The sequence below is a fragment of the Jannaschia maritima genome (assembly GCF_030973515.1).
In the GTDB taxonomy this organism is placed as follows: domain Bacteria; phylum Pseudomonadota; class Alphaproteobacteria; order Rhodobacterales; family Rhodobacteraceae; genus Jannaschia; species Jannaschia maritima.
This window is the reverse complement of sequence record NZ_JARGZA010000043.1, coordinates 1-1,063: the sequence shown is the minus strand read 5'-3', so window position 1 is coordinate 1,063 and position 1,063 is coordinate 1. Positions and strand designations below refer to the sequence as shown.

Sequence of the window (1,063 nt, the reverse complement as noted above, 5' to 3'; positions counted from 1 at the left end):
GCGGTCCTGTGCTATCCGTCCGGCCCCCTGGGCACCGCGACGATGGACCTGCGCATCGATTACATGCGTCCCGCCACCCCGCATGCGACGATCGTGGCCACGGCGCACTGCCATCGCGTCACCCGGTCGGTCGCCTTCGTTCGGGCGGAGGCCGCGGACGACGATGGCGTGGTCGCGGTCGCGAATGGGGCCTTCACGGTGGATTGGGGTCGGGGAGGTCCGCGGTGACGCGCAAGCCGGAGCCCGTGCAGGTCGTCAAGCAGCGCCGCGACGCCGCCCTGCGCGCCCTGGTGGACGGCGTGCCCTATATCGGATTCCTCGGCCTGACCTTCGAACGCCGCGGGGACGAGCTGACGGGCGTCATGCCCTTCGATCCGAAGCTCGTCGGCAACCCTGCGCTGCCCGCCCTTCACGGCGGCGCCACCGCCGCCTTCCTGGAGGTGACGGCAGTCGTCACCTTGTCCTGGGCCATGCTGTGGGACGACCTCGAATCGGGTCGCCTGGCGGCGGGGTCGTTGACGCCGGACACGCTGCCCCGTCTGCCCAAGACCATCGACCTGTCCGTCGACTATCTGCGCGCGGGGCTTCCGCGCGACGCCTATGCCCGCGCCCGGGTGGTCCGGTCCGGCCGCCGCTATGCCTCCGTCCACGTCGAAGGGTGGCAGGACAACCGCGACCGCCTGTTCGGCCAGGCCACGGGGCACTTCCTGATGCCCGGGACGGGGGACGATGCCTGACGCGCGGCGGGGCCGGCGGACGATCGAGCCCACGAACCGCCGCGTCCTGAAGATCGCGTTGCCGATCGTGCTGTCGAACGCCACGGTTCCGATCCTGGGCGTGGTCGACACCGGCGTGGTGGGCCAGATGGGCGAGGCCGCGCCGATCGCCGCCGTGGGCGTCGGCGCGATCGTGTTGACCTCGCTCTACTGGATCTTCGGCTTCCTGCGGATGGGCACCACCGGGCTCGCGGCGCAGGCGCTGGGGGCGGGGGACCGGGACGAGGTGACGGCACTCCTGACACGCGCCCTGCTGATCGCGGGCGGGGCGGGGGCCGTGCTGATCC

3 protein-coding genes are annotated in these 1,063 nt (G+C 72.2%); all 3 read left to right on the top strand.

What is annotated here, in order from left to right:
- The coding region (locus P0084_RS18495) for a PaaI family thioesterase (RefSeq protein WP_308918371.1) at positions 1 to 228 on the top strand (228 nt) is incomplete at its 5' end.
- Positions 225 to 737 carry a PaaI family thioesterase gene (locus P0084_RS18490; protein ID WP_308918370.1) on the top strand — a complete coding sequence of 171 codons (513 nt, stop codon included), beginning with the start codon at positions 225 to 227 and terminating at the stop codon, positions 735 to 737. The genes P0084_RS18495 and P0084_RS18490, both read left to right, overlap by 4 nt.
- The coding region (locus tag P0084_RS18485) for an MATE family efflux transporter (RefSeq protein WP_308918369.1) at positions 730 to 1,063 on the top strand (334 nt) is incomplete at its 3' end. The genes P0084_RS18490 and P0084_RS18485, both read left to right, overlap by 8 nt.